General features: G+C 58.4%; 13 protein-coding genes. 4 read left to right on the top strand and 9 right to left on the bottom strand.

Features of this window, described 5'->3' with window-relative positions:
• Positions 1–7: 7 nt before the first annotated feature.
• Complete coding sequence (locus B1C80_RS26590; RefSeq protein WP_077924242.1) at positions 8–3,361, top strand: M4 family metallopeptidase; 3,354 nt, start codon at positions 8–10, stop codon at positions 3,359–3,361.
• A gap of 19 nt (positions 3,362–3,380) precedes the next feature.
• On the opposite strand, the gene B1C80_RS26585 is transcribed toward B1C80_RS26590, so the two are convergent.
• Together B1C80_RS26585 and B1C80_RS26580 are read right to left on the bottom strand one after the other, a co-directional pair.
• Positions 3,381–4,736, bottom strand: coding sequence for an NAD-dependent succinate-semialdehyde dehydrogenase (locus B1C80_RS26585; RefSeq protein ID WP_077924241.1), 1,356 nt, complete (start codon positions 4,734–4,736; stop codon positions 3,381–3,383).
• A 205-nt stretch (positions 4,737–4,941) separates the two neighbouring features.
• Positions 4,942–5,439 carry a MarR family winged helix-turn-helix transcriptional regulator gene (locus B1C80_RS26580; protein WP_077924317.1) on the bottom strand — a complete coding sequence of 166 codons (498 nt, stop codon included), beginning with the start codon at positions 5,437–5,439 and terminating at the stop codon, positions 4,942–4,944.
• 128 nt (positions 5,440–5,567) lie between these two features.
• On the opposite strand from B1C80_RS26580, the gene B1C80_RS26575 reads away from it, so the two are divergent.
• The 3 genes from B1C80_RS26575 (at position 5,568) to B1C80_RS26565 (ending at position 9,754) form a co-directional block, all read left to right on the top strand.
• Complete coding sequence (locus B1C80_RS26575) at positions 5,568–6,686, top strand: HlyD family secretion protein (protein ID WP_077924240.1); 1,119 nt, start codon at positions 5,568–5,570, stop codon at positions 6,684–6,686.
• A 74-nt stretch (positions 6,687–6,760) separates the two neighbouring features.
• Positions 6,761–8,341: a DHA2 family efflux MFS transporter permease subunit gene (locus B1C80_RS26570; protein WP_077924239.1), complete on the top strand. Its 1,581-nt coding sequence runs from the start codon at positions 6,761–6,763 to the stop codon at positions 8,339–8,341.
• A gap of 81 nt (positions 8,342–8,422) precedes the next feature.
• Positions 8,423–9,754 (top strand): TolC family protein, encoded by a 1,332-nt coding sequence (locus B1C80_RS26565; RefSeq protein ID WP_077924238.1) that lies wholly within the window; start codon positions 8,423–8,425, stop codon positions 9,752–9,754.
• An 83-nt stretch (positions 9,755–9,837) separates the two neighbouring features.
• Here B1C80_RS26565 and B1C80_RS26560 read toward each other — a convergent pair whose 3' ends face one another.
• From B1C80_RS26560 to B1C80_RS26530, 7 genes are all read right to left on the bottom strand, one after another.
• Positions 9,838–10,548 carry a 2-phosphosulfolactate phosphatase gene (locus tag B1C80_RS26560; protein WP_077924237.1) on the bottom strand — a complete coding sequence of 237 codons (711 nt, stop codon included), beginning with the start codon at positions 10,546–10,548 and terminating at the stop codon, positions 9,838–9,840.
• Between the two features lie 105 nt (positions 10,549–10,653).
• Positions 10,654–11,745, bottom strand: a complete 1,092-nt coding sequence (gene gcvT, locus B1C80_RS26555; RefSeq protein WP_077924316.1) for a glycine cleavage system aminomethyltransferase GcvT — start codon at positions 11,743–11,745, stop codon at positions 10,654–10,656.
• Positions 11,746–11,842: 97 nt separating this feature from the next.
• Entirely contained in the window at positions 11,843–13,315 is a 1,473-nt protein-coding gene (locus B1C80_RS26550; RefSeq protein ID WP_077924236.1) for an energy transducer TonB, read from the bottom strand.
• Positions 13,316–13,518: 203 nt separating this feature from the next.
• Positions 13,519–14,976, bottom strand: a complete 1,458-nt coding sequence (locus B1C80_RS26545; RefSeq protein ID WP_077924235.1) for a TonB family protein — start codon at positions 14,974–14,976, stop codon at positions 13,519–13,521.
• Between the two features lie 124 nt (positions 14,977–15,100).
• Complete coding sequence (locus B1C80_RS26540) at positions 15,101–18,457, bottom strand: choice-of-anchor I family protein (protein WP_077924234.1); 3,357 nt, start codon at positions 18,455–18,457, stop codon at positions 15,101–15,103.
• A 106-nt stretch (positions 18,458–18,563) separates the two neighbouring features.
• A complete protein-coding gene (locus B1C80_RS26535; protein ID WP_077924233.1) occupies positions 18,564–19,205 on the bottom strand; it encodes a deoxyribose-phosphate aldolase in 642 nt (213 codons plus the stop codon).
• A gap of 86 nt (positions 19,206–19,291) precedes the next feature.
• On the bottom strand, positions 19,292–20,726 hold a 1,435-nt coding region (locus B1C80_RS26530), incomplete at its 5' end, for a pseudouridine synthase (RefSeq protein WP_139361752.1).

Raw genomic sequence — 20,726 nt, 5'->3', positions numbered from 1 at the left:
CTTATCCATGAAAGCACCTGTACTTTTTCTGACCCTGCTCACGGCATCGGTCGCGCTGGCTCAGCCACCCAAAACAGGTTTCAGCCGTAAAACCAAAACATCGGTCCCGTCGGTAAACGTAGCTCAGCGGCTGGGGGCACAGGTTATACCGACGCCTAAGAACCGGCTGGGGCAGCAGACGCTGCTGGCTACCGGACTCAGTCGCCCATCGGCCGAACCGCTGCGGCTGCGGGTCATCCGCGACACCAGTACCGGACTGCCGGTATTCATTGAACGAACCCTGAGCAAACGACAGAAGCTCAACCAGAACGCAGGCGCCCGGCTGTCGGCGGCCGCGGCTTCGTCGGCTGCGTTTCAGTTTATGGGCCAGATCCGGGGCCTGTTGCAGATCGACGCACCGGAAGCCAGCTTCACCGTGGCCAGCACCCGGGCCGATGAGCTGGGCCAGACCCACGTTCGGCTGACGCAGCTGCACCGGGGCGTTCCTGTGGTGGGGTCAGAACTGGTGGCCCACCTGACCGGTACCGACGTGACGGTGCTCAACGGCCGTTACCAGCCCATCCCTAACGAACTGTCGACCCAGCCGAAGCTGGCCCTGGCCGAAGCCACCAAACGGGCCCTCACCGATGTACGCCAGGCCGTGCGCGTTCGCTCGTTTGGCGACAATATCCTGAACGTACAACCAATCGAAGGCTCGCTATGCGTGTATCCGATGGCGGGTGGGGCGCGGCTGGCCTATCAGCTCACCGTTCGACCCAACCTGCTCGACCGCTGGGAATACGTCATCGATGCGCAGACGGGCGAGGTGCTGGACAAATACAACCATACCTGCTCCATCACCCGGCCGCTGGTTCCGGTATCGGCCGGTGCGGACGCAGCCACTGCCGAACGCCCGGCAGCTGCTCCGCTGCTGGTGGCGGCTTCGGGACGCGACCTCAACGGGGCCAACCGCACGTTCCAGACCTATCAGCAGGGCGGGACTTATTTTCTGATCGATACGTCGCGGCCTATGTTCAACGCTCAGGCATCGACCATGCCCAACGAGCCGGTAGGGGCGATCTGGACGGTTGACGCGCAGAAAACCTATGGCGATAATCAGAAGGTGTACCAGATCACCTCGGCCAACAATACCGACTGGTCGCCAACGGCCGTATCGGCCCATTACAATGCCGGTATCGCCTACGACTATTACCGAACCACCTTTGGCCGTAGCGGCCTGAACGGCAGTGGCGGCACGATGATTTCGCTCATTAACGTAGTCGACGATGACGGTGCTGCGCTGGATAATGCCTACTGGAACGGTAAGATCATGGCATACGGTAACGGAAAGCTGCTGAAACCCCTGGCCGGTGCCCTCGACGTGGCGGGCCACGAAATGACGCACGGCGTTATCCAGAATACGGCTAACCTGCAATACAAAAACCAGTCGGGCGCCATCAACGAGTCGATGGCCGATGTGTTTGCGGTGCTGATCGATCGGGACGACTGGCGGCTGGGTGAAGATGTGGCGCAACCCAACGTGCTGCCGTCCGGTGCCCTGCGCGACCTGTCGAACCCGAACCAGGGCGGCCCCACGGCCGACCCCAACGGCTACCAGCCCGCTACCATGCTTCAGTATGACAACACGACCGAAGACAACGGCGGGGTGCATATCAACAGCGGTATTCCGAATTTTGCCTTCTATAAGTTTGCGACGGCCGTTGGGCGCGAAAAAGCCGAGAAAGTCTATTATCGGGCGCTGACGACCTACCTGACCCGCAGCTCGCAGTTCGTTGATCTGCGGCTGGCCGTCATCAAAGCCGCTGCCGACCTGTACGGAACGCCCGGCGCTGAGGTAACAGCGGCCCAGAACGCGTTTACGGCCGTTGGTATTCTGGACAGTGCGCCCACGACACCAACCCAGCCCGACGTGCCGATAGCCTCTGGTCAGGATCTGCTGCTGCTGTCCGATGCCGAAAGCAGCCGGCTGTATTCGACAACGGTAGGTACCTCAACGGCCAAGTTCGACCAGAAAACCAGCTCGTCGCTGCTCCACCGCCCCAGCGTAACGGACGATGGCAAAGTGGCGTTTTACGTGTCGTCTGACAAGCGGATCCGGTCGGTGAACCTGACCGGTACGCCCGTCGAAACCATTATTTCCGACGAGCCGATCTGGGATAACGTGGCTATCTCGAAAGACGGTACCAAGCTGGCGGCCCTGACCGCCGACCGCGATGGCTCGATCTATGTCTACAGCTACGCTAAAAAGAAGTGGGCCGAATTTAAACTGTACAACCCTACGTATACAGAGGGCGTTGAAACCGGCGATGTACGCTATGCCGACTCGTTTGAGTGGGACTTTACGGGCGAGTTTATCGTATACGACGCCTTCAACGAGCTGCAGAACGCCAGCGGTGAAAACATCGACTACTGGGATGTGGGCTTTATCAACGTCTGGGACAACAAGGCGAATGACTTTGCTACCGGTACCATCGAAAAACTGTTTAGTGATCTGGACGAGGGCGAAAGCATTGGTAACCCGTCTTTCTCTAAAAACTCGCCCGGCATCATCGCGTTCGACTACGTGCAGGAAGCGAATGACATCTACTACGTGGTGGCCGTTGACCTGAGCAGGAACGCCGATAACCTGCGGGGTATTTACCGCAACAACACGCTCGGTTTCCCGAGCTACTCGCGGCTCGACAACCGGATCGTGTTCAGCACCGAGTCGGGCACCAGCGAAGATGTGGCCGGCATCAGTCTGGCAGCCGATAAGCTTACGCCCTCCGGCACGGCCCAGGTGTTGTATACCGGTGCCAAATGGCCCGTCTGGTATACGCAGGCTACGCGGGTGCTGCCAACCAAAACTACCCAGACGATAACGTTCGACGCTATTCCCGACCGATATACGGATCAGGGCGATATGACGCTACGGGCTACTTCGTCGGCCGGGTTGCCGGTTGGGTTTCAGGTGATAGGTGGTCCGGCGGTTCTGACCAGTGCCAATATATTGAAAATCAACGCGGCTGGGGCCGTTAAGGTGCGGGCCTATCAGGAAGGGAACACGCTGTTTTATGCCGCCACACCTGTTGAGCGTACGTTTACGGTGCTGGCCGTTACGGGTACGGAGCCGGCCTGGTCCGAGGCCATGTCGGTATACCCGAACCCGACCCGCGCCACGCTGACCGTCGACCTGCCTGCTTCCGAAACGCTGGAGGCCATATCGCTCCGGTCCGTAAGCGGGGCTATTGTTACGCAGCCGGCCATTCGGGGTCGTCAGCGAACCGCCACGCTCGATCTGCAACACCTGCCCAAAGGCTTGTATTTTCTGCACGTTCAGACGCCCAGTGGCACGGCTCACCGGAAGGTGATGAAGGACTGATCCCGGCCTCCAGCCTGGGTTACTCGACCCAGACGGTCTTGATGTTCACGAACTCCCGGATGCCAACGTCGGACAGTTCGCGACCAAAGCCCGACTGTTTGATCCCGCCGAAGGGAACCCGAACGTCGGACCGCATCAGGCCGTTGATGAACACCGACCCGGCTTCGATCTGCCGCGCCAACCGGTTGGCGCGGTCGAGGTCCCGGGTCCAGATGGCGGAGCCAAGGCCGAAGTTCGACCGATTGGCGAGCCGGATGGCTTCCGCTTCGTCTTTGGCATCGATCAGTACGGCCAGCGGTCCGAAGGTTTCTTCGTCGAAAGCCGCCATGCCGGGCCTGACCTTGTCGAGCAGCATGGGCTGAACGTTGCAGCCGTCGCGTTTCAGGGCACCCGTCAGCGATTTGGCCCCCTGTTTCAGTGATTGATGATACTGCCGTTCGATCGAGTCGGCCAGGTCGAGCCGGGCCATCGGTCCCATGGTCGTTGTATCCTGGGTTGGGTCACCCTGCCGGATCTGGCTGATGTGTTCAACTACCCGTTCGGTAAAGGCCTTTTTCACGGACTTCTCCACAATGAACCGTTTGGCGGCAATGCAGCTCTGGCCTGCGTTCTGCATCCGCGACTGCACGGCTGTTTTAGCGGCCTGATCGAGGTCAGCGTCGGCCAGCACGATAAGCGCATCGGAACCGCCCAGCTCCAGTACCGATTTCTTGATAGCTTTGCCGGCCAGGGCCGCTACCGACGCCCCCGCCCGTCCGCTGCCCGTCAGTGTGACGGCCTTGACGCGCTGATCGTTTAGCAGCGTTTCAACGGGTCCCACATCGATCAGCAGCGACTGAAAAACGCCGTCGGGCAGGCCAGCATCCCGGAAAACCTGTTCAATGGCCAGCGCGCAGCCGAATACGTTTGGCGCGTGCTTCAATACCCCAACATTGCCCGCCAGCAGCCCCGGAATGGCGAAGCGGAATACCTGCCAGAACGGGAAATTCCAGGGCATAATGGCCAGTACCGTTCCCAGCGGCTGGTACGTGACATAGCTCCGGCGGGCGGGACTTTCTATAACCTGATCGGCCAGGAACGACCCGGCCTGGTCGGCATAAAACGCGCAGGCATCGGCGCATTTCTGAATCTCTCCTTCGGCTTCCTGCCGAATTTTCCCCATCTCGGCCGTAATCAGTTCGGCCAGTTCTGACCGGCGGTTTGTCAGCTGGGAGCCGACCCGGCGCATAAAGTCAGTCCGCTCCTGAAGCGACAAAGCTGACCAGTCGGCAAAGGCCCGGTCGGCTCGTTTGAGTTTTCGTTCAACAGTTGCCAGACTGTCGGCCCGATACGTCTTCAACCGACGCTGATTGTAGGGGTTGATGGAGGCAAACATAATTAAAGGACGATGAGTAAGTTGTGAATGATGAGTGATGAGCGATGAGTTATGAATGAGTACTTATTACCGTGGTCCGTGTCCTCACGGAACACATGACCGGATGGTATAGCTGACGCACGAGTGGTCCGTGGGGACACGGACCACGGTGACGGCGCCCGCACCACGGTGACTAACCACTCATCGTTCATAACTCATAACTCATTCACTCTCCGCTCGTTGGGTTGTCGGCTTCGAGGACGGTGACAAGTTCCAGCAGGGTGTCGATGACCTGATCCATGCGGTCGTGTCCCACGATGGAGTCGAACTGGTCGCGGGCCTGCTGCATGCTGTCCTTGAGCGCCATGAATAGCTCTTTGCCCCGATCGTTCAGGAAAATGACGCTGGAGCGCGAGTCCGCGGGGTTTTTCTGGGTGTATATATAGCCGTCGGCTTCGAGCAGGCCGACAATCTTGCTCATCATCTGCTTGGTAACGCAGGCCCGTTTGGCCAGTTCGTTATTGGTCGTTCCCCGTTCGCCGATGTTAGCCAGGAACATCAGGTAACTCATTTTAAAGTCGGTGAAGCCCTGCTGGTGCAGACGGGGCTCAACGAAGCTTTCCATGTACCGCTTCATCCGCCAGAGCAATCGGCCAATAGACCGTTCGCGCATGATGCGGTATTGTTCAAAATCAAAGGAATTTTTATCTGTTTCCGTGGTCATAGACACAAAAATAATCTTTTCAATCAATCAAAGTGGGGTACATAAACAAATATAGTCAACTTGTTTGACTTTATAGTCAACCTGGTTTACTTTTGTACCCATCAAAGCCAACACTTATTAACTGTTTCATGGCTATTTCTACTACAACAAACAGCAGCCCGGATATTGCTCAAAATAATGGCGTACGGGCTTATTTACCCCGTATCATTGTTGTTCTCGTGCTGCTGGTCGGGGGTTATTTCGGGTACAGCGCCTACGTACACGGCCGGCAATACGAATCGACGGATAACGCGCAGATCGAAGGCAACTCGGCGCCGGTACTGGCTCGGGTAGCGGGCTATGTGCAGGCTGTCAACGTGGCCGACTATACCAACGTGAAAAAGGGGCAGCTGCTGGTCACGATCGATCCGCAGGAGTACGATGTGGCGCTGGCGCAGGCCGAAGCCGATTATCAGCAGTCGCTGGCCGATCTGCAAAACGCCCGCGCCGATCTGCAGAACGCGCAGGCCAACGCCCGTAACGTGGTGCAGAACGCCCGGGTAGCTCAGTCAAACGCAGCGGTGCAGGAGTCCCGGCGGAGCAAGGCCCAGCGTGATTTGCAGCGCGATCAGAATCTGTACAAAGAGCAATCGCTGACGCGCAAACAGCTCGAAGACAGCCAGAACAACGTTGAGGTGCAGAGCCGCCAGTACGAGGCTAACGTAGAGCAGATCAATCTGGCGCGTACGTCGCAGGGGGTAGCGCAGGCGGGTATTGCCAAAGCCCAGGCCAACATCCAGAAGATCGAAGCCGTACTGAAGGTCAAACAGGCCGCCATCGATAACGCCAGACTGCGGGTTGGCTACGCCCGGCTAACGGCCCCCATCGACGGGAAAATAGGTCGTAAGAACGTGGTAGCGGGTCAGTACGTACAGCCCGGCCAGAACCTGTTCACCATCGTAGCCGATTCTACGTTCTGGGTCGTTGCCAACTTCAAGGAAACCCAGCTCGAGAAAATGAAAATCGGGCAGGAGGTCGATGTAAAACTCGATGCGTATCCCAACCTCGCTATCAAAGGCCGGGTAGCCTCGCTGTCTGATGCAACAGGTGCTCGTTTCGCGCTGCTGCCGCCCGACAATGCCTCGGGTAACTTCGTCAAGATCACCCAGCGCGTGCCGGTCAAGATCGAGATCGTGAACCCCGAAAAGTACCGGAATCAGCTGCGGGCAGGCCTCAGCGTAGAGGCCGAGGTGCGGGTTGCTGACTAATGAATACTATGTACGGGTTTGTCCGTGAGGCCGGTGCCCGGGACAAGACATGCTACCTGTTTCAGGCCTAGAACATGAATCAACCAACCGGGTTTCGTCGGTGGATCGTGGTGATCACGGCCATTTCGGCAGCTATAATCGAACTGATCGACATCTCGATCGTAAACGTGGGTCTGACCGACATTGCCGGTAATCTGGGCGTTACGATCGAGGATGTATCGTGGGTGGTGACGTCCTATGCCATCGCCAACGTGATCGTTATTCCGATGACGAGTTTTTTGCAGCGGTACTTCGGCCGCAAAAACTATTACATCGGCTCCATACTCCTTTTTACGCTGGCTTCGTACGGCTGTGGCCTGTCCGACAATTTGTGGATGCTGGTGTTTTTCCGGTTCCTGCAGGGCGTTGGCGGGGGAGCGTTGCTGTCGACCTCGCAGGGGCTGATGTACGATGCGTTTCCGCCTTCGCAGCGGGCCACGGCGTCGGCCCTGTTCGGGATGGGTATTGTACTGGGCCCTACACTCGGCCCTACGCTCGGTGGCTACATCATCGATAATTACCACTGGAGCTGGATGTTCTACATCAACGTGCCGATCGGGATTGTGGCCGTCATGCTCAGCTCGGCCTTCATCGACAAAAAAGAAGAAGAGCTGAATATTAACCGCGCTGCTATCAAAATTGACCAGTTCGGTATTCTGCTGCTGGCCGTTGGGGTGGGTAGTCTGCAGTACGTGCTGGAGCGGGGCGAAGCCGACGACTGGTTCGATAGTTCGCTGATTACGGGCCTGACCCTTGCCGCTGCGGTGACGCTGCCGCTGTTTGTCTGGTGGGAGCTGCGGGGCACCCGCGAGCCGGTAGTGGATCTGCGCACGCTCAAGAACCGAAACCTGGTGGTTGGCTCGCTGCTGATCGTTGTGGTTGGCTACGGGCTGTTTACGTCGGTATTGCTGTATCCGCTGTTTGCGCAACGAATTATCGGCATGACGGCCACCCAGACCGGCAAACTCCTGATTCCGGGCGGGCTTATCACGCTACCGATGTTTGCGCTGACGGGGCGGCTGCTGGCCAAAGGAACCTCACCCCGGCTGATCGTGGTCTTTGGCTACATTGCCTTCGCTGCGTTCTGCTTTACGATGTCTACCTACAACATGGACGCGTCGAATGGCGATTTCATCGGGGCGCTGATCATTCGGGGCATCGGCCTGGCGCTGGTCAATGTGCCGCTTATCAACCAGTCGGTATCGACGCTCGAGCCGCGCCAGTTGCCTACGGGTATCGCCATCGTAAACATGATGCGGCAGCTGGGTGGGGCCTTCGGAGTCGCCATCACAAATACCTACGTCACCCAGCGCAGCGCCGTTCACCGGGGCGACCTGGTGTCGAACCTGCAACCCGGCGATCCGCTCCTGACCGAACGGCTCAACGCGCTCACGCAGGGGTTGATTGCGCGGGGCGTCAATGCGTTCGATGCCACGACGGGGGCATACCGAAACCTCGATCTGATTATTCAGAAGCAGGCGCTGATGGTCTCGTACCTGGACACATTCCGGCTGGCGGGGCTGTTCTTCGTGGTGTCGTTTCCGCTGCTGTTCTTACTGAAAAACAAAAAAATGGACCCGGCCGCTGCCAAAGCAGTAGCCGATGCCGCTCACTAGTACTTGGCTCCCGGGAGCGGTATGCATGGCCGTATATCTCATAATGCCGCAACCCGCCGGGGCTGACAAACACGTATTCGTATGCAGTTAAATTACCTTGCCTGTATAGCCCTACTAACGGCCGGTGGCGTTCGGGCGCAGCAGCCTCAGCCGGTTCCGGTGCCTGCCGATCTGCGGGCGCTGCTTCAGCAGGCCAACACGAACTACCCCGTACTCCGACAGCAGCAGGAGCTGATTCGGGCGGGCGAGCTGCGGGTCGATATTGCCCGTACGGCATTACGCCCCACCGTTAACCTGAACGGTAGCTATACCTACCTGACCCCCGTTCCGCAGGTGACTTTTCCGGTCAACGGGCAGGATGCTACGCTAAAGCTGGCGCCCAACAACAACCTCAACGGCAACGTATCGATCGGGCAAACCATCTACGACTTTGGCCGAACGGACGCGTCGGTCCGGCAGGCTGCCGACAACGTGCAGGTGTTGCGTCGGGGGCTGGAGATTACGCAGCAGAACCTGGCCTTTCAGGTAGCGGCAGCCTATTATGGGGTGGGCTTTCTGCAGCGGAGCCTGGTTGTGCAGGATTCGGTAATCCGGACTGCCGGGGCCAACGTGCGGCTCCTGGCAACGCGGCTGCAGAATGGCGATGCGCTGCAATACGACGTATTGACGCAGACGGTTCGGGTAAAAGCCGCGCAAAACCGCCGGATCGAGATTCAGAACCTGCTGGAGCGGCAACTGGCTGCGCTGACCTTCCTGACTGGCAATCCCAGTCCGGACGTGAGCCAGGCCATTACCCAGTTCGACCTGACCGATGCGGCCAGCAGCGCCACCCAGCCCTACAACCTCGACGGCGACCTGGCTCCGGTGCTGGCGACTAACAAAGATGTGCAGCTGGCGCAGGACCGGCTCCGCGCGGCCGAAACCGAAATTCTGGTCAACAGCCGGGCGGGTAAGCCGAGCATCGGGTTCAGCGGGAATGCGGGGTTCAAAAACGGCTATCCGCTCAACGTAGAGCAGCCGCGTGCCAATCTGGCGGCCGGTGTTGCGGTGGTGGTTCCTCTCTACGCCGGTAAGCGCTATCAGTTACAGAACCAGGCCGCCCAGCTGAATCTGAACGCCAGCCGCTACGCCGTAGAAACCGCCAATGCGCAGCTTCGGCAGAACCTCGCCCAGCTCAACGCCGACATCCGCAGCAACCAGACCCGCCTGGCCAACCTCGAAACGCAGGTGCAGCAGGCGCGTCAGGCGCTCACCATCGCCAATGCCCGGCTGCGCAACGGAGTGATCACGAACGTAGAGCTACAAAGCGCCGAAACCGGCGTCGAAGAAGCCGAACTGGGCCGACTCAACTTCAAATACCAGCTCCTGCTCAACCAGCTCGAACTGAAACGACTGCTGGGAGAAGGGTTATAAGTGATGAGTTAGTAGTGATGAGCGATGAGTGGGACGCGACCGGCACCCGCTCATCGCTCATCACTACTAACTCATCACTCCCTTTACATTTCCATGGCTACGAGTGCGTTGCCGCGGAGGACGGGGACGACATCGTAGAGGTCATGCTGGAGGCAGTAGGTGATGTCTTTCTGGATGCCGAGCCGCTGGAGCCGGCGGATGTGTGAGGCATTGGCCATGTAGCCGACCAGGTTTTCTTTCCCGTCGCAGTAGAGCCGGTGTGCTACAATGGCGCTGTCTTCGGCCAGGGCGTAGCTGTCTTTGAGCCGGTCGATGAGGGCGCCGGCGAAGAGGGTGTCTTCCAGGTTGACGCGGCCTTTCCAGCCCGCGCATAGTACCATGACGTCGTAAGGCTCGGTTTTCAGGAAACGAGCCACCGCGTCGAGGTTCAGGAACGAGCCGACCAGCACTTTTACCGCCGACCGCGATTTGGTGATGGCCAGCGTACCGTTGGTAGTTGTCATGGCCACGTTGGCCCCCCGAATCTGCTCGTCCATATACGTGAACGGCGAATTGTCGAGTTCGAAACCGTCGACCCGGCGCGCGTTACGCTCGGCCGCGGCCAGATATCCACGCTCCTGCCACTGCTGACATTCTTCGATAGTCGCTACCGGTACAATGGTTTTTACCCCATAGGCAAAAGCCGTCACCATGCAGGAAGTAGCCCGGAAAACGTCGGCAACGACTACGATGGTGTTTTCAACCGTGTGTAGATGCAGCAGGTCCGGGGTTAAACAAACGTCAATGTGTTTCATGTATGTCGCTGGCCGATGAGCAGTAGGTAGTGTCACTACCGCCCATCGGTATGAGTTAGACCGTGTTTAGATGAATCGATTGGCTGGCGGCCGGGCCGTGAGGTCTCAGCGCCGGACAAAGGGGGGCTTTACGACTTCGGCCTTCAGGAGTCTGTCGCGCACGTTTACGAAGATTTCGGTACCGGGTTTGCTCAGGGCGGTAGGTACGTAGCCCAGGCCTACGCCTTTGCCGAGCGTGGGCGACTGCGTGCCGGACGTTACTTCGCCAATGGTATTGCCGTCGGCATCGCAGAGTGCATAGTGGCCGCGCGGAATACCCCGGTCAATCATGGTAAAGCCAACCAGCTTGCGCGGAACGCCCTGCTCTTTCTGCTGTTTCAGTACTTCGGCATCTACAAAGTCGTGGGTGAATTTGGTGACCCAGCCCAGCCCGGCTTCAATAGGGGAGGTGTCGTCGGTAATGTCGTTGCCGTAGAGGTTATAGCCCATTTCGAGCCGGAGGGTATCGCGGGCGCCGAGGCCGATGGGTTTGATTCCATAGGGTGCTCCGGCTTCCATAATCGCGTTCCAGACGGTTTCGGCCTGGTGGTTGGACACGTAAATCTCGAAACCACCCGCGCCGGTATAGCCCGTTGCCGACACGATGACGTTGGCCATGCCCGCAAAATCCGTTTTCTCGAAGGTGTAATAGGTCATTTCCAGATCGGCGGGGGTCAGCGATTCCAGCGCTTTGGCCGCCATCGGGCCCTGTACCGCAAACAGGCACATATCGTCCGATACGTTCACGAGCGTCAGGTTATCGGTGTCGCGCACGTACTGGTTGATCCAGTTCCAGTCTTTTTCGATGTTCGACGCGTTGACAACGAGCATGTACTCTGTTTCGTTGATTCGGTAAACGAGCAGATCGTCTACGATACCGCCCCGGCCGTTGGGCAGGTAGCTGTATTGCACCTTGCCATCGAAGAGCGTACTGGCGTCATTGGCCGACACCCGCTGAATCAGGGCCAGCGCGTCATCGCCTTTGACGATGAACTCGCCCATGTGCGATACGTCGAATACGCCAACGCCGTTACGGACGGTATGGTGCTCATCGAGGTCGGACGAGTAGCGAACGGGCATCTCGAAGCCCGCAAACGGCACGATCTTCGCGCCTAGTTGCTGATGAATATGATGAAGGGGAACTTGCTTGAGGGACATCTCGTGCCGGAGGTTATCGGGCAAATTTACGAACAGATGGTCGGCTTTCCACGCCGGATGTTTGTGACCACAATAACCGCCGGGTAGTTATCGGAACTTACAGGCTAAAGTTGATGGGCAGAACATACGTCACCCGCACAGGCTGACCGCGCTGATAACCCGGTGTCCAGCGGCTACTGCTCCATTTGACCACCCGTGCCGCTTCTTCATCGGTACCGTAGCCCAGTCCCCGAATTACTGTTATGTCGTCTACAGCCCCTTCTTCGCTGATCACAAAACCGATAACAACGCGGCCCTGTACTCCGCGTCGCTGTGCTTCGGCCGGGTAGCGTAACGTGTTGTTCAGGAAGTCGCCCAGTGCGGCCATACCGCCTTTGAAAGAAGGAGGCTGGTAAATTTTGGCATAGCGCAGGGTATCTCGCGTGCCAACCACCGCTTTGCCGCCCAGGTCTTCGCCTTTATCGTAACGGTCTTCGTAAAAAAATGACCCATCGGCATAACGCCCCGTCCAGACGCCATCACGGAAACCATCGGTAAAAGAACCTTCTTCCATAATGTCAATGGGAGGCTTACGAGGTGCTCTCGAAACGACGCGGGAGCGAATTATGGCCCGTCCGTTGCCCTCCGCCACCATCTGCTTTCCCGACGCATCCCAGATCGATTCGAATTTTTCGGCTTTGGCGCGCGATTGATTATAGCGATTGATGGTAGCGATGGATTCCTGCTGGCCGTTGCTGTACCATCGCCACCGCGTCTGTTGCACTGGCTCCTGACTGTTGGACTGGGCTATATCCTGTTCCGACTCAACCAGCATCCCATGCTGATCAAATCGATTAATGGAGGTTTGGTTACCATTGGTGAAGCTGCGGATAGCGATCCGGCGACCGGTCTCTGTATAATCATAGACCTGACCCTGCCATTGGTGATTCGGGGCTTTAAGGCCGATGCGGTATATCAACTGCCCGTCAGGCGATGTGTCGGACTGCTCCTCCCGAACCAGCTTAAGCGTTAGTTTTTCAGCCCAGCGTTTGCCATGGCGCTCATAAATAACGGCATCGCCCGTTGGTAAGCCCGTACTGTCCGGGTGCGATACTTCTTTGTACCGGGCTAGACTACTACCAGGCTGGACAGGACTGAATTGCTCGTCGAGATAGGTAGTACACTGACCGTCGGCATACTCGTAGAGCGGGGGGCCTGCCTTGATGATGAGCGGAAAAACAACCTCCTGACGTACCGGCTGTCCTGCTTTCAAGGCCGGTTTCCAGGCATTGAACAACTTGAAGACCCGCAGCGCTTCCCGGTCGCAGTCGGGCCGCAGACCGCGTATGATAATTGCGTTGCTGATCTGACCATCTGGTTCCGCAATACCACCCAGGATGATACGACCGCTAAGGCCAGCCGCTCCGGCTGCCAGTGGCATCTGAAAATTAGTGAGCAGGAAGGAATGAAGTGCTTCGGGGCCACCCTGGGGCCGGGCCGCAGTGTCGACCTCAAAAGACTTGTAAACCGGCCACTGGCAAAATCCGCATGCTGGTATCAGCAGCAGTATAAAAAAGCGTACCAATTTCATAAGAAAGGCGGATAGTATGAAGAATGTCAAATTACTGTATTAGTACACAAATTAAAAAATTGTATACTAATGGTCTTGCATCTTCACAGTCGACCTCTCGTTAAAAATTTGATATGTCAGGAGTAGATTCGGCTGTAACTTAGCCATCGCTCTATGGATACGACCGACAAATAAGCGCAGTGGGGAGGCTATCCGCAGTAATCTTACTCCAGCGCAAAATTGATGGGCATACGATACTGAACCCGCACGTTCTGGCCGCGCTGAGCCCCTGGTTTCCAGCGACCATTCATGGCTTTGACAACGCGCAGGGCTTCCTGGTCGATGGCGGGGTGTAGTGACTTGACAACTTCGTAATCACAGAGCGTGCCGTCGGTGCAGACCACGAAACTAATCATGACCTGGCCCTGCACGTGCGCCCGTTGCGCATCGGGCGGATAGCGTAACGTACTGGCCAGAAACTGGCCCAGCCCCTGCATCCCGCCCGTAAATTCGGGTTGCTGCTCGCGTTGGGTATACCGGACCGTATCCTGCCCGGCCGTCCTGGCTTTACCTGTTTGGCAAATACCTTTATCATACTGTTCTTCGTACAGATAAGACCCATCGGCGTAGCGGCCGGTCCAGCGACCCTCCCGCAGCCCGCCCGCGTAGGTGCCTTCTTCAATGAACAACGTCTGCCGGGTAGAGTCAAGCTTCGACTGTACCAACTCGGTAAAGGAGCCGCTGCCGTTGCCTTCGTTGACGAGCTGGCGGCCGGTGCTGTCCCAGTAGGCCATAACCTGATCCGGACTTTTTGGGGTTCCGGGTTTGGGTTTGTCAACGGTCCAGATCTGTTTGATCTGCCCGTTGGGGTGCCAGGCGTTGAAGACATACAGGCCATTGGCATCGTCGGAGCGCTGGGCTACCAGGCCGTTGCTGTAGTAGTCGAGCTGATAGCCAACCCGTTCGCCATTGTTGTAGAAGGCCTGCCTGACCAGCGCGCCCATTTCGTCGACATCGGCTACGCGGCCCTGCCACTGGTTGTTCTGTTGTACAACCCCAATCCTATAAATCGCTTTTCCGTAGCGGCTGTAAAGGTCGCTCCGTTTCCGGACAAATGGCAGGGTTGCCTGTTCTTTCCAGACCTGCCGTTTCAGCTGATACACCATGATATTTCCGTTGGGAAGCCCATTAGAATCGGTGGGGGTGAGCTGTTTGTATTGGGCTAGGTCGCTGCTGTCGGGCAGCAGGTTCTGATTGGCGTCGTAATAGCTGATCCGGTTGCCATTCACGTAGGGGAAGGGCTTGTTGGCTTTGAACGTAACCGGAAACGAAACGAACTGCCGCACCGCTTTGCCGTTTTTATAAGCTGGTCGCCAGGCCTGAAACCGGCTGAAGACCCGAATGGCTTCCCGGTCGCAATCGGGCCGCAGCGATTGAACGACGTTGATGTCAGACAGGCGTCCGTTGGGTTCTACGATGCCCGAGAGAACTACGCGACCGCCAATGCCCTGAGCCTCGGCTTCGATGGGTTTACGCAGATTCGTTTGCAGAAAGGTACTCAGCGAAGGCATACCGCCCCGGGGCTCGGCTGCGCTGTCGGTCTCAAAGCTTTGGTAAACAACAGGTTGAGCCAACGACGAGATGGTCAATAGAAAAAGAAGGGTAAAAGGAAAGAGTTTCATAGGATGAAGGCGGTGTAAACAAGGGTTAAAATAAGCCAAACGTTCTTTTCGGCCAAAAAAAGATGTCCCGATGATCATTCATGATAGCGAACGGTCATCGGGACGGGGTATGTATCGATTCTATTTACTGCAGTACTACCTTCACGGTTCGGGTCATGGTGGGGGTTTGGACCTGCAGCAGGTACAGACCTGACGAGCGGCCCAGTTCAACGGTCTGCTGCTCAATGGCTTCGGCCTGCTTTACCGCCAGGTCGCTTACCGTACGGCCCTGTACATCGCGAACGGTCAGCCGCAGGGGCTGCCCCTCCGCTCCACGCACACGAACGAGCACCTGATCTGCGGAGGTGGGGTTGCCTGCTACTGTGACGGTAAAGGCCAGTTCGGCTTCCGCAGCGGCTTTCCGGGCGCGGCTCACGCAGAAAGACGCGAAGTCGAAGGTAGTGCTGACGGTACGGTTACCCTGCGTAGCCTGAATGAACAACGGCTTCGGATCGCCCCGCAACTCGGCCTCAACCGTACCGGTCGGACTCGTTACCGACGCCCGACGAATACCGGGCGCAAAGAACGTAATTGGTGAGCCGTCGCCCCCGGCCGTTACGAACGTGATGGCTCCGGTCGAGCAGTCGTACGTGGGTGTCAGCAGCGTCAGGTCGTTGCCTGGGTTCTGACCGGCGCAGTAGGCGGCAAAATCGAAGGTAACGCTGACCGACCGGCCGCTCTGGGTAGCGGTAATCGTAATGGGTTTCGGGTCGTTCCGTAGTTCGGCTTCGACGATACCGGTCAGGCTCGTTGGCCCCGAACTGCGGATACCGGGCGTCTGGAAGGTAATCGGTGAGCCATCGCCCCCCACCGGCGTGTACGTGATCAGGCCCGTAGCGCAGTTGTAGGCGGGTTGCGCCAGCGACAGGCTGCTGGCCGGGCTGCTGATCTGATAGACCGAAACCGAGTTGCTGACCTCATTGGCCAGCAGCACCAGCCCTTTGCCGGTAGGGCTGTCGGCGGCCGCGATGTAGACGATGCCTTCGGCACCCCGGTCGTCGGTGGCGGCCGTAGCCGTAGGTGCGGTGCGGTTTACCGAATAGGTGATGAACTGCGGAGCGGTGGGTATCGTCACGTCGTAGACCATGACCCCACCAATGCGTTCGAGCGCAATGAAAGCATAGGCCCGCCCGTTGATGATAGCCGTTGTAACGCCTTCGGGCTCGGGGCCTTTGTCGTCGCTGCGATTTTTGACGGCCGGGTTGCCATCGGTATTGCTGGCGTTGAAGAGCAGGGGTGTCTGGGCGCGGGTGATGCGTTCGAGCTGATCGCCACTGTCCCAGACGAGGTTACCGCTAAGATCCCAGATCGAGAACGACCGGGCCCCGAACGCGTGAATCTGGTCGAAGTCGCCGTCGCTATCGAGATCGCCCGATTGGTTCGTCACGTTTAGGCGTCCCAGCAGCAGATTGTTTTTCAGGTCGGCCGCGTTCGGAAAAACCGTTGGGTCGAGTACATAGCCACCCGCTCCGGCCCGCACCACTTCGCTCAGGGCGCTGTATTCGCGGGCATCGCCTTCGTTGGCCGTAATCAGGTACGACTGGCCCCCCGAGGTAAACGTAGCAATTGCATCGGGCTGATATACGCCGAACACGGGCAGTTTCTGCAGCGCCGGTATGCCACCCTGGTCGGTCGGGTCAAGGGCGTTGCTGTCGAGGTTGTGGTTCTTGAGTCCCAGCGGCTTGATGGCCGATACCGTTTTGCTGGTCAGGCTGATGACGGCCAGCGCGTTGTTTTCCTGAAGGGTTACGTAAACCGTGCGTGAGTCGGGTGAGAACGTTACGTATTCGGGCTCGAGATCTTCGGCTACGCTGCTCCCGTTATCCACATTGCCTTTTCGCCCGTAGAGCCGGACGCCCGCGCTGCGGAGAGCCGCTTTCTGATCGTTAAACGCGGTGAACCGGACGGTGGTCACCTGGCTCTGGGTCAGTGAGGCTATGCCACCCGCCAGGTCGATTACCGTAACCGATCCGTCGGGGTCGACGCTGTAATCGTCGTTGGGTTCGCCTTCGTCGGCGGTTACTACATAGCGGCCATCGGGCGAGAACGCAACCATGTCGGGTAGTGAGCCGGTTGTTACTTCCTTCAGAATCTGGCCGTTCGGGTCAAAGAAAACCACTTTCCCGGGCAGCACTTTATTCGTGTTCTCAATGGCTGCTGCAACAAGGCCGTCGCGGGTGGCAACGCTGTTGATGCTACCACCCAGCGCAGCTACGTTGATTGACGTGAGCGCTACGGGGGCCGATGGGTTGGCGAAGTTGACAATGTCGATGCGGTTAGCTACCGAGTTGGCGATAAACAGCCGTTTGCTGGTTTTCTCGTAGGCCACAATCTCCGACGAACCGGCCGTTGGGTTGCGGTAGCTGGTCAGCAGTTGCAGGCTGAGCGCCGAACCGGGCGCCGGTGCCTGTTTGTCGTCATCGAGGATAAACACAAGCTGGGAGCTGACCGAGCCAAGCTGTACGCCACTGCCGTTCTGTAGCCGCAGCGTCAGGTATTCGTCGGCTTCGGGCAGGCCATCGTTAATGAGCGGAATCCGGTACGTGACGGCGCTGGTATTGGCCGGAATCGTAACGGTCACGGGCGCCGTGGCCAGCACAAAATCCTGACCGTTCTGGGCCGATGCGGAGCCGAGCGCCAGTTGTACCGATCCGGTCGAGCTGCCGGGGCTGGTTACGGCGAGGGTTACCGAAAGTGTACCCGACGCTTCGCCGACGCTTCGGCTGGCTGCGCTGAAGGCTACCGTCGGCAGCGGGCAACCGGAGCCAAACGTAAAGGCCGTCGTGCTGAATGGCAGATCAGGGGCAATACCATCGGTAGACTGATCGCCACTACTGTTGGGCTGTACCTGCCAGTTTACCGGGTTGTTCAGGACTACCGGATAACAGCTGCGGCTGATGGCCGTACGCGGACCGGTGTAGATACCCACCGCAATTTCGCCGGTTAGCGCCAGGGCTGTGCCGCCCAGCGTCAGTCCGGTTCCGGCCAGCGTGCCGAAGGTATTGGCCGCCACGCCGTTGTTCGAGATGGCGCCCAGAAACGTGGTCGGGGTATCGGCATCGGTGCCCAGGTAGGCAAACAGCGCATCGTTTTCGTTAGAGAGGCCCCGGTTGCCGCTGATGGTGGCCGAGCCGACGCTCACCACCACGGGCGAAGCCGGACTGGGGTTGATATTCGAGAACGCCACTACCGTACCGGCCGGAATAACGGTTCCGCCCGTGTTCCAGACCAGAATGCTTTCGCCGGTATTGAAGCCCGGGTTCTGCCACTCGTCGTCGCGGAAAAAGATAGTGGTGTTGGCCGGCAGGGCATCCAGGGCCACAATGTTGAAGTTGTCGGTTCCGTCAGCGTTGACACCCGTAAAGGCGATACTGCCCGGCGAGAGCTGTCCGAACGACAGAAGGGGCAAAAGGAGTAGGAGGCACAGGTAAAGTTTTTTCATGAACTTTGGGTCAGATTAGTAGTCGGTTAGAACTGACGCAAAGTTCAATACTGACAGATTATCAGTATTTTAAGAATGAATCGGGGGGCTTAATGTGCCGGTTATATTAATCCGGAACCGACCGGATGGCCAGCCGCTCAACCCCGGCCGCTACCAGCGCTTCCAGCTCGGACAGGGTAGCTCCGTCGGCCGCGATCTTGACGCCGACCGAGCGGGAGACCTCCTGCCGAAACCGAAGGGCGGCATCAAGCGAGAAAGTCGATGGAAAAGCGCCGGTCCGGTCTTTGAGGAAATCAGCACCGGCGTCGGCTGCCAGTTTGATCATCTGCTGGCGCTGGTCATCGGTTAGCAGGGCCGAGTCCAGCACAACCGTTAGCAGGCGTTCCTGCGCGTGAACCATGGACACCAGCTTGGCTACCTCGATTTTGAGCCAGACCGAAGCCGGCGAGAAGAGCGCTGATGTGTTCATGACCACCTCAATCTCGGTAGCGCCATCCTTGAGCGCGAGCTCAACTTCCAGCTGCTTGACCTCCGTCCGCTGGTACCCGAACGGGTAGCCAACCACCGCCGACAGTACCGCCGGATGATCGTCGCCGAGTTCCCGCCGGATTTTTTTTACCCAGAACGGCGCCACGGTCAGACCCGCCAGGCCAAGCTGGGTAACATCGTCCATCGCTTCGTACTGTTCATTGATCGTCACGCTGGCGTGTACCAGCGTCCGCTCTATGTACGGGAAGAGGTGATTCATAACTAGTGATTGAGTGATTGAATGAATGAGTGATTGAGTGGAAGCATCTACCGTTTTTCCACTCAATCACTCATTCATCTCAATCGCTAATTCAGGTATTTCAGCTTCACTACCTCTTTCGGGTCGAGGAAGCGCCACTTGCCGCGGGGGAGTTCTTTCTTGGTCAGCCCCGCAAAGGTGGTCCGGTCCAGCTTGGTAACCTCGTAGCCCAGGTGCTCGAACATCCGGCGTACGATGCGGTTGCGGCCCGAGTGAATCTCGATGCCAACGACCTGCGCGTCGGGGGTGATGATGCTCATCGAGTCGGGCTTGATGGGGCCGTCTTCCAGCTCAATCCCTTTGAGCAGCGTTTCGAAATCCGCTTCGGTAATGGGTTTGTCAATTTCGACCTGGTATATTTTGCGGATGTTGTTCGAGGGGTGCGTCAGCTTGTCGGCCAGTTCGCCATCGTTGGTCAGCAAGAGCAAACCGGTCGTTTTACGGTCGAGCCGCCCCACCGGATACAGCCGGAAATTACCGGCGTCGGCTACCAGCTCCATCACCGTTTTGCGTTCTTCCGGATCGTCGGTGGTGGTGATGTAATCTTTGGGCTTGTTCAGCAGCACGTAAACGAAGCGCTCGGGGTTCAGCACCTTGGTGCCGTACTTCACGGTATCACCGTCTTTTACACGGAAGCCCATTTCGGTTACGACTTTGCCGTTTACCGTAATGTCGCCTTTGCTGATCAGTTCATCGGCTTCCCGGCGCGAGCAAACGCCCGAGTTCGCGATGTAGCGGTTCAGCCGGGTCGTGTTCGGATCGCCCGGTTCGCTGGTGCGCGACCGATCGTCGACGGGGCGCGCCGGGGCTTTGCGGTCGGTACGGTAGGCTTTGGCAGAACGGTCGGCCGATGGGCGCGATGGTTCGCTGTCTTCCCGGCGCGACCGGCGCTCGTAGGGTCGCTGGTCGATATTGTAGTTGGGCGCTTTTTCGTAGCGGCCGGTGCGCCGTTCGCCCGATTCCTTGCGTTGCTCCGGCGTAAATTTATACGGTCCATCGGTCCGGTCGCGGTCGTTGCTGCGCGAATCATCGTTCCGGCGGGTGCTGCGGGTATCTTCATCGCGGCTGCGGTCAAAACGCGGCCGATCGTCGTTGCCCCGCTCGAACGAACGGTTACGCTCGTCGGCGTCGCGGTTGAAGCCGCCTACGCGTTTGAAAGCTGGTTTGTCGGCGCGGTCGGGCCGGTCGTTTCGGCCGCGGTCGAAGCGCGGGCGCTCGGATGCCCCTTCGTCAGACCGACTCCGCCGATCCGAAAAAGGCCGGGGCCGGTCGGTGTTGCGGTCGTCGCGGCCGCGGTCAACACGGGGCCGATCGCCAGGGCGGTCGTTGCTGCGCGAATCATCGTTCCGGCGGGTGCTGCGGGTATCTTCATCGCGGCTGCGGTCAAAACGCGGCCGATCGTCGTTGCCCCGCTCGAACGAACGGTTACGCTCGTCGGCGTCGCGGTTGAAGCCGCCTACGCGTTTGAAAGCTGGTTTGTCG

The sequence above is a fragment of the Spirosoma sp. 209 genome, assembly GCF_002006735.1.
GTDB lineage: Bacteria > Bacteroidota > Bacteroidia > Cytophagales > Spirosomataceae > Spirosoma > Spirosoma sordidisoli.
The sequence above is the reverse complement of the archived record's forward strand: the minus strand, read 5'-3'. Positions and strand labels throughout refer to the sequence as shown.

Bases quoted from the DNA above. Each gene is read 5' to 3' on its own strand.
- B1C80_RS26590 (WP_077924242.1), top strand. From the start codon at position 8: ATGAAAGCACCTGTACTTTTTCTGACCCTGCTCACGGCATCGGTCGCG.
- B1C80_RS26585 (WP_077924241.1), bottom strand. From the start codon at position 4,736: ATGTTTGCCTCCATCAACCCCTACAATCAGCGTCGGTTGAAGACGTAT.
- B1C80_RS26580 (WP_077924317.1), bottom strand. From the start codon at position 5,439: ATGACCACGGAAACAGATAAAAATTCCTTTGATTTTGAACAATACCGC.
- B1C80_RS26575 (WP_077924240.1), top strand. From the start codon at position 5,568: ATGGCTATTTCTACTACAACAAACAGCAGCCCGGATATTGCTCAAAAT.
- B1C80_RS26570 (WP_077924239.1), top strand. From the start codon at position 6,761: ATGAATCAACCAACCGGGTTTCGTCGGTGGATCGTGGTGATCACGGCC.
- B1C80_RS26565 (WP_077924238.1), top strand. From the start codon at position 8,423: ATGCAGTTAAATTACCTTGCCTGTATAGCCCTACTAACGGCCGGTGGC.
- B1C80_RS26560 (WP_077924237.1), bottom strand. From the start codon at position 10,548: ATGAAACACATTGACGTTTGTTTAACCCCGGACCTGCTGCATCTACAC.
- gcvT (WP_077924316.1), bottom strand. From the start codon at position 11,745: ATGTCCCTCAAGCAAGTTCCCCTTCATCATATTCATCAGCAACTAGGC.
- B1C80_RS26550 (WP_077924236.1), bottom strand. From the start codon at position 13,315: ATGAAATTGGTACGCTTTTTTATACTGCTGCTGATACCAGCATGCGGA.
- B1C80_RS26545 (WP_077924235.1), bottom strand. From the start codon at position 14,976: ATGAAACTCTTTCCTTTTACCCTTCTTTTTCTATTGACCATCTCGTCG.
- B1C80_RS26540 (WP_077924234.1), bottom strand. From the start codon at position 18,457: ATGAAAAAACTTTACCTGTGCCTCCTACTCCTTTTGCCCCTTCTGTCG.
- B1C80_RS26535 (WP_077924233.1), bottom strand. From the start codon at position 19,205: ATGAATCACCTCTTCCCGTACATAGAGCGGACGCTGGTACACGCCAGC.